The 7301-nt window shown below is 67.6% G+C and carries 5 protein-coding genes and 2 tRNA genes; 3 read left to right on the top strand and 4 right to left on the bottom strand.

Features of this window, described 5'->3' with window-relative positions:
* Positions 1 to 124 precede the first annotated feature (124 nt).
* A complete protein-coding gene (locus ACWEIJ_RS44485; protein ID WP_449843336.1) occupies positions 125 to 1240 on the top strand; it encodes a tyrosine-type recombinase/integrase in 1116 nt (371 codons plus the stop codon).
* Here ACWEIJ_RS44485 and ACWEIJ_RS44480 read toward each other — a convergent pair.
* Positions 1202 to 1275: transfer RNA gene (locus ACWEIJ_RS44480), tRNA-Lys, on the bottom strand. The two genes, ACWEIJ_RS44485 and ACWEIJ_RS44480, sit on opposite strands and share 39 nt — an antisense overlap.
* A gap of 281 nt (positions 1276 to 1556) precedes the next feature.
* On the opposite strand from ACWEIJ_RS44480, the gene ACWEIJ_RS44475 reads away from it, so the two are divergent.
* Together ACWEIJ_RS44475 and ACWEIJ_RS44470 are read left to right on the top strand one after the other, a co-directional pair.
* The gene (locus ACWEIJ_RS44475) at positions 1557 to 2690 is read left to right on the top strand and encodes a L,D-transpeptidase (protein WP_449843331.1); all 1134 of its coding nucleotides are present in this window, start codon (positions 1557 to 1559) and stop codon (positions 2688 to 2690) included.
* A 72-nt stretch (positions 2691 to 2762) separates the two neighbouring features.
* Positions 2763 to 4763: a PQQ-dependent sugar dehydrogenase gene (locus ACWEIJ_RS44470; protein ID WP_449843330.1), complete on the top strand. Its 2001-nt coding sequence runs from the start codon at positions 2763 to 2765 to the stop codon at positions 4761 to 4763.
* Position 4764: 1 nt separating this feature from the next.
* Here the strand turns inward: ACWEIJ_RS44470 and ACWEIJ_RS44465 are convergent, their stop codons facing one another.
* The 3 genes from ACWEIJ_RS44465 to orn form a co-directional block, all read right to left on the bottom strand.
* Positions 4765 to 6390: an ABC-F family ATP-binding cassette domain-containing protein gene (locus ACWEIJ_RS44465; protein WP_449843329.1), complete on the bottom strand. Its 1626-nt coding sequence runs from the start codon at positions 6388 to 6390 to the stop codon at positions 4765 to 4767.
* 152 nt (positions 6391 to 6542) lie between these two features.
* Positions 6543 to 6615: transfer RNA gene (locus tag ACWEIJ_RS44460), tRNA-His, on the bottom strand.
* A 66-nt stretch (positions 6616 to 6681) separates the two neighbouring features.
* On the bottom strand, positions 6682 to 7287 hold the full coding sequence (gene orn / locus ACWEIJ_RS44455; protein WP_355442337.1) for an oligoribonuclease: 606 nt from the start codon (positions 7285 to 7287) through the stop codon (positions 6682 to 6684).
* Positions 7288 to 7301 lie beyond the last annotated feature (14 nt).

Genomic DNA, 7301 nt, shown 5'->3' with positions numbered 1-7301 from the left:
GGCCATGACCGGCTGAACGTCCACCGGTCGCAAGTGACACCACTGTCACCCCCTTGCCCCGCCAATACTCTTGATCATTACGGGACAACCTTTAGACGAGTTGGAACGCGGCGACTTCAAGTTCATGTTCGAGCGGATCGAGGAGTTCAACGACCGGATCGAAGAGATGCGCAACAGCCGTGACCCTGAGCAGCGGGCGTTGGTGAGGTACCGGCGTCCGGTCGGCATCGCGTCGATGCACCGGATCATGGCCACGGCACGGAAAGCACTCAACGACGCGGTCCACATCGATGGCCTGATCCCCGTCAACCCTGCGGTGAAGGTGGAGCTGCCCCCTGAGGTGCGGCCCAAGCCGCTCGTGTGGACCGACGCGCGTGTCGCGCGCTGGCTGGAGACGGGGGAGATCCCCGGCAAGGTGATGGTCTGGACGCCGGAGCAGACCGGCACGTTCCTCGACTTCGTTGCTCACCACCGGCTGTACGCGTACTTCCACCTGCTCGCCCACTCCGCGCTGCGCCGGGGCGAGGGCCTTGGCCAGCACTGGACTGACCTCGACGATGACACCGGGGCACTCGCCATCCGGTTCCAGTTGCTGCAAGTCGGCTGGGAAACCGAGTTCGACACCCCGAAGACCGACAGCAGCGTGGCGATCATCACGCTCGACCGGGGGACAGTTCTCGAACTCGGTGCCCACCGCTCTCGTCAGCAGCGGGAGCGTGAAGCGGCCGGAGACGCATGGGCTGACCTCGGTCTGATGTTCACCGAGCCCGACGGCTCACCGCTGCACCCCGCGGCCGTGACCGACCTGTTCAACGCACTCGTTGCGGAGGCGGGGCTGCCTCCGATCCGCCTGCACGACTTGCGGCACGGTGCGGCGACCCTGGCACTCGCGTCCGGAGCGGACATCAAGGTCGTGTCCAGCATGCTGCGGCACTCCTCAATCACCATCACCGCGGACACCTACACCGGCGTGCTGCCCCAGGTTGCACAGGCCACGGCGGAGGGCATTGCCCGCTTGGTGCCGCGCAAGGTCGCCTCGTACCGGGTGATGCCGGAGCGTCCGGCGATCGAAGATCATCCGCGTCTCGGGCTCGTCTCGGGCTCGCAATCCATGATCCACAGCGAAGAAACGGAGAATGAAGATGAGTACGGAAAATGCAAAGAAGCAGGTAGATACGAATCTCTACCTGCTTCTCTGGAGTACGCCGCCAGGGACTCGAACCCCGGACCCGCTGATTAAGAGTCAGCTGCTCTAACCAACTGAGCTAGCGGCGCCTGTTTGTGTGCCGGTCACTTGCCGTTCCGACGTGAAGAACGTTAGCACAGCGGATCGGCACACTCCCAATCGGCTGGTCAACGGCCGTTTGAGCGACACCGTCCACGTAACGATCCGGCCACTCGCGCAACTTCGGGGTACCCCGTGTCGTCACCTTGTCGGGGGACGCCAAAACGACTTCGTGCAGGCAGTCTCGGGAGCGGGCGACAAGTAGATCGGAAGTACGTCGATGGGGATGTGGAGCAGGCGCGGTCGTGGGGTGGTCACGGCGGGACTCGCTGTGATTCTGATCGCAGGCTGTTCAAGTGGCGGCGGGGACTCGAAGGGGGCCGCGGGCACGTCGTCGAGTGCGCCGCCGCCGCCGAAGCCCGTCACGTTGACGCTGGCGTTGAACAACGGCGCGGTCGACGTGTCGCCCGGGCTGCCGGTCATCGCCACGGCGGCGGACGGGAAGCTGACCGAGGTCAAGCTGACCAACCCCGACGGCAAGGTCGTCGAGGGCAAGATGAACGCCGAGTCGACGCAGTGGACCAACACCGAGCCGCTCGGGTACGCGAAGACGTACAAGCTCACCGCCACGGCGACCGGTGAGGACGGCAAGCCGCAGACCAAGGAGTCGTCCTTCACCACGGTGAAGCCGCGGACGTTGACGTACGTGTCGACGAACCCCATGGACGGCACCACGATCGGCGTGGGCCAGCCGCTCGCCTTCTACTTCGACGAGCCGGTGGCCGACAAGGCCGCGGCCGAGAAGATGCTGGAGATCACCACCGAGCCCAAGGTCGAGGGCGCCTTCTACTGGTTCAACAAGAAGGAGGTGCACTGGCGGCCGGAGAAGTTCTGGAAGCCGGGCACCAAGATCACGATGAACATCAAGGTCTACGGCAAGCACATCGGTGACGGCATCTACGGCCAGGAAGACCGCACGATCACCACGACGGTCGGCGACGAGGTCATCTACGAGGCCGACGGTCAGACGCACCAGGTCAACGTCAAGGTCAACGGTCAGGTCGTGCGGACCATGCCGACCTCGATGGGCAACGCGGCCAACACCACGCCCACCGGCACGTACGTGCTGATGGAGAAGCACGACCGCATGATCATGGACTCGACCACGTACGGCCTGGCGCTGGAGAACGGCGGCTACAAGGTGCCGGTCAGCTGGGCGTTCCGGATGTCGAACAGCGGCATCTTCTTCCATCAGGCCGAGTGGTCCATCGGTGACCAGGGCCGTCGCAACGTGAGCCACGGCTGCCTCAACCTCTCGCCGGAGAACGCCAAGTGGGTGTACGACAACAGCAAGCAGGGTGACGTCGTCATCGTCACCAACTCCGGTGGGCCCGCGCTGGAGCCGTGGGACGGCTTCGGCGACTGGCAGGTGCCGTGGACCCAGTGGGTGCAGGGCAACCGCTGAGCCCTGGCGGGCTGAAAACGTTTGTGAAAGGCTGAACGCCGCCACCGCCGCCCGACCTACCTGGGAGGCATCGTGGCTCCGCTGCGAAGACTGATCGCGGTCATCAGCGCCCTGGCGCTCACGGCGGTGGCGGCACCACCAGCACACGCGGACGACGTGCTGCTCTCGTTCGCCCGACCGGCGACGGCGTCGAGCGAGAGCGACGCGAGGCACGTCGCATCGAAAGCAACCGACCTCGACCGCCGGACCACCTGGCGCAGCGAGGGCGGAGACCGGCAGTGGATCTCCATCGACCTCGGTTCGATGTCCACGATCAACCGGGTCGTGCTGCGCTGGGGTTTCCTCTGCGCGAGGAGCTACACCGTCCAGACCTCGCCGGAAGGCGTGTACTGGCGCGACGTCTACCACACCGAGAAGGGCGACGGCGGCGACGACAACCTCGAACTCACCGGCTTCGGCCGGTGGGTCAGGGTCTCGCTGACCAGGCCGTGCTTCCGCGACTACGAGCTGCGGGAGTTCGAGGTCCACGGCACGCCCGGCGTCGTCGACACGGCACCGCCCTCGGCTCCCGGCACCCTGAGCGTCAAAGCCTTCACCGCCACCTCGGTGAACCTGCAGTGGGGCCCGGCGAGCGACAACGTGGCCGTCGCGAGCTACGAGATCTACCAGTCCGGCCAGTTCGTGAAGTCGGTCGCCGGTGACGCGCTCTCCAACAACGTCACGCGCCTGAGCCCGAACACCACGTACTCCTTCTACGTCAACGCGAAGGACGCCGCGGGCAACCTCTCGCAGGCCGGCAACACGGTCACGGTCACCACGCCTGCCGCGGTCGTGGACGTCGAACCGCCTTCCACGCCCTCCAACGCCGTAGTCACCAAGATCAGTGCGAACAGCGTCTCGCTCGCGTGGGACGCGTCGAGCGACAACGTCGGTGTCGTGAGCTACGCGGTGTTCTCGAACAACGTCCAGGTCGGCACCACCACCGGCCGGCAGACGACCATCTCGGGCCTCGAAGCGCGGACGCCGCACCAGTTCCAGATCAGGGCGATCGACGCCGCGGGCAACGTCTCGCCGTTCACCGCCCCGCTCGCCGCCACCACCCGCCCGGGCCGTGACGCCGTCGGTGAGGTCACCAAGGTGACCGACGACAAGGACGTGCCGTGGGGACTCGAATTCCTCAGGGACGGCACGGCTTTCTACGCGCAGCGCGACACCGGCGACATCATCCGCATCGCACCCGACGGCACCAGAACCGTTGCGGGGCACGTCCCGAACGTCGTCAGCACCGACGGCGAGGGCGGTCTCCTCGGCATCGAGTACCGCGACGGCTGGCTCTACGCCTACCACACCAGCCCGGTCGACAACCGGCTCGTCCGGTTCCGGCTGGTCGACGGCAAGATCGACGTGAGCACGCACCAGGTGCTGCTCACCGGTGCCCCGCGCAACAAGTTCCACAACGGCGGCCGGCTGCGGTTCGGCCCGGACGGCAAGCTCTACATCGCGACCGGCGACGGTCAGGTCGGCTCGAACGCCCAGGACCTGAACTCGTTGGGCGGCAAGGTGTTGCGGGTCAACCCGGACGGCAGCGTGCCGCGCGACAACCCGTTCCCCGGCAAGTACGTCTACAGCTACGGCCACCGCAACGTGCAGGGCCTGGCGTTCGACTCGCGCGGGCGGCTGTGGGAGGCCGAGCTCGGCAACTCGGTGATGGACGAGATCAACCTGATCAGGCCGGGCGGCAACTACGGCTGGCCCGCCTGCGAGGGCACGTCCGGTGCGTGCGGCGACCCGACCTTCCGGAAGCCTCAGCACACCTGGCCGGTGTCGGAGGCCTCGCCGAGCGGCCTGGCCGTCGTGGACGACGTGCTGTACCTGGCGGCGTTGCGCGGCCAGCGGCTCTACCGGATCCCGATCGGCGGTGAGCCGCAGGTGTTCTTCGAGGGCGCCTACGGTCGCTTGAGGACGGTCGAGAAGACGCCGGATGGCGACCTTTGGCTCACGACGTCCAACGGTGACAAGGACTCCATCCCCAACAACAGCAACACCCAGATCTACCGGGTGGAGCTGAGGTAGCTCAGGAAACCGTCACCTGGCCGTTCGCGACGGTCAGGTGACGGTTCACCTGCACCGCCTCCAGCATCCGCCGGTCGTGGGTCACCAGCAGCAACGTGCCGGGGTAGTTCTCCAGCGCCTGCTCCAGCTGCTCGATCGCGGCCAGGTCGAGGTGGTTGGTCGGCTCGTCCAGCACCAGCAGGTTCACCCCGCGCCCCTGCAGCAACGCGAGCGCCGCCCGCGTCCGTTCGCCGGGGGACAGCGACGCCGCCGGCCGCAGCACGTGCGCCGCCTTCAGCCCGAACTTCGCGAGCAACGTCCGCACGTCGGCGGGCGTCAGGTCCGGCACGGCCTCCTGGAAGGCGTCCACCAGCGGCAGGTCGCCCAGGAACAGCCCGCGCGCCTGGTCCACCTCGCCGACCACGACCCCGGAGCCCAGCGTCGCGTAGCCCGAGGTCAGCTCTGCCCTTCCGAGCAGTGCGGCGAGCAGCGTCGACTTGCCCGCGCCGTTCGCGCCGGTGATCGCGACCCGGTCCGCCCAGTCGATCTGCAGGTCCACCGGGCCGAGCCGGAACGAGCCGCGTTCGACGACCGCCGCGCGCAACGACGCCACGACGGCACCGGAACGCGGGGCCGCGGCGATCTCCATCCGCAGCTCCCACTCCTTGCGCGGCTCCTCGACGACCTCCAGCCGTTCGATCATGCGGTCGGTCTGGCGGGCCTTCGACGCCTGCTTCTCGGTGGCGTCGGCGCGGAACTTGCGAGCGTTCTTGTCGTTGTCGCCCGCCTTGCGCCGGGCGTTCTTCACGCCCTTCTCCATCCACGCGCGCTGCATGCGCGCACGGGCCTCCAGCGAGGCCTTGGTGTCGGCGTACTCGTCGTAGTCGTCTCGCGCGTGCTGACGGGCCCGTGCGCGTTCTTCGAGGTACGACTCGTAGCCGCCGCCGTAGAGGTGCACGGCGTTCTGGTGCAGGTCGAGCTCCAGCACGCCGGTGACCGTGCGGGCGAGGAACTCGCGGTCGTGCGACACCAGCACCGTGCCCGCGCGCAGCCCGGTGACGAACTTCTCCAGCCGCTCCAGACCGTCGAGGTCGAGGTCGTTGGTCGGCTCGTCCAGCAGGAAGATGTCGTACCGGCTGAGCAGCAACGACGCCATGCCCGCCCGCGCGGCCTGACCACCCGACAGCGACGTCATCAACGCGTCCAGGCCCACGCTCAGTCCGAGCTCGCCGATGACCTCCTCGGAGCGTTCCTCCAGGTCGGCACCGCCCAGCGCGAGCCACTGGTCCAGCGCGTCGGAGTAGCCCTCGTCGTTGCCGGCGGTCAACGCCTCGGTGGCGGCGTCCAGCGCACTTTGAGCCGCGGCGACACCGGTCCGGCGGGCCAGGAAGTCGCGGACGGTCTCGCCCGCACGCCGTTCCGGCTCCTGGGGGAGGTGCCCGACGTTGGCCGACGGCGGGTTCAGCGACACGCGGCCCTCTTCGGCGGGGATCAGCCCGGCCAGCGTCCGCAGCAACGTCGACTTGCCCGCGCCGTTCACGCCGACGAGCCCGATGACGTCGCCGGGCGCCACCACCAGGTCCAGTCCGGAGAACAGGACGCGGTCACCGTGCCCGGCGGCGAGGTCCTTGGCGACGAGCGTGGTCATGAACACTCCCGAAACACACAGGGAAAGGCCGCCAAGGCAGGCCGGGGGTCCGGGGGCTTGCCCCCGGCGTGGGGTCTGGGGGCTCGGCCCCCAGGAAACACAACGAAGCCGGATTATGTCTGCGCTTTTTGCAGACATAATCCGGCTGTCAGGGTGAGTGACGGGACTTGAACCCGCGACACCTGGGATCACAACCCAGTGCTCTGCCAGCTGAGCTACACCCACCATCACCGGTCCGTGACCGGCGAGGAAAGCATAGCAACGGCAGCTACCGATATTGAAATCGGGGGTCTACTCAGCCTTCTTGAGCAGCTCAGCGGCCACGGCCTGGGCCTGTTCGGTCGTCGGGCCGGGCTGCGGCACGAACGCCGTGCGCCGGTAGTACGCGAGCTCCCGGATCGACTCGACGATGTCGGCGAGCGCCCGGTGCGCGAGGCCCTTGCCCGGCTGCGCGTAGTAGATGCGCGGGTACCAGCGCCGGCACAGCTCCTTGATCGACGACACGTCGACCATGCGGTAGTGCAGGTGGGCGTCGAGCGCCGGCATGTCGCGGGCGATGAACCCGCGGTCGGTGGCGATGGAGTTGCCGGCCAGCGGCGCGGTCCTGGGGTCCGGGACCCACTCCTTGATGTACGCCAGCACGGCCGCCTCGGCCTCTTCCAGCGACACCGAGGAGGCGCGCACCTCCTCGGTCAGGCCCGACTTGGCGTGCATCTCCATGACGACTTCCGGCATCGAGGCGAGCACGTCGTCGGAGGCGTGGATCACTATGTCCACGCCGTCGCCGAGCACGTTCAGCTCGGCGTCCGTGACCAGTGCCGCGATCTCGATCAGAGCGTCCTTGCCCAGGTCGAGTCCGGTCATCTCGCAGTCGATCCACACCAGACGATCCATCACGCCCGGAACATTAC

The sequence above is a fragment of the Lentzea sp. NPDC004789 genome (assembly GCF_053601075.1).
Note: the sequence above shows the minus strand (reverse complement) of the source record. Positions and strands in the feature narration are given on the sequence as shown.

Bases quoted from the DNA above. Each gene is read 5' to 3' on its own strand.
- ACWEIJ_RS44485 (WP_449843336.1), top strand. From the start codon at position 125: ATGTTCGAGCGGATCGAGGAGTTCAACGACCGGATCGAAGAGATGCGC.
- ACWEIJ_RS44465 (WP_449843329.1), bottom strand. From the start codon at position 6,390: ATGACCACGCTCGTCGCCAAGGACCTCGCCGCCGGGCACGGTGACCGC.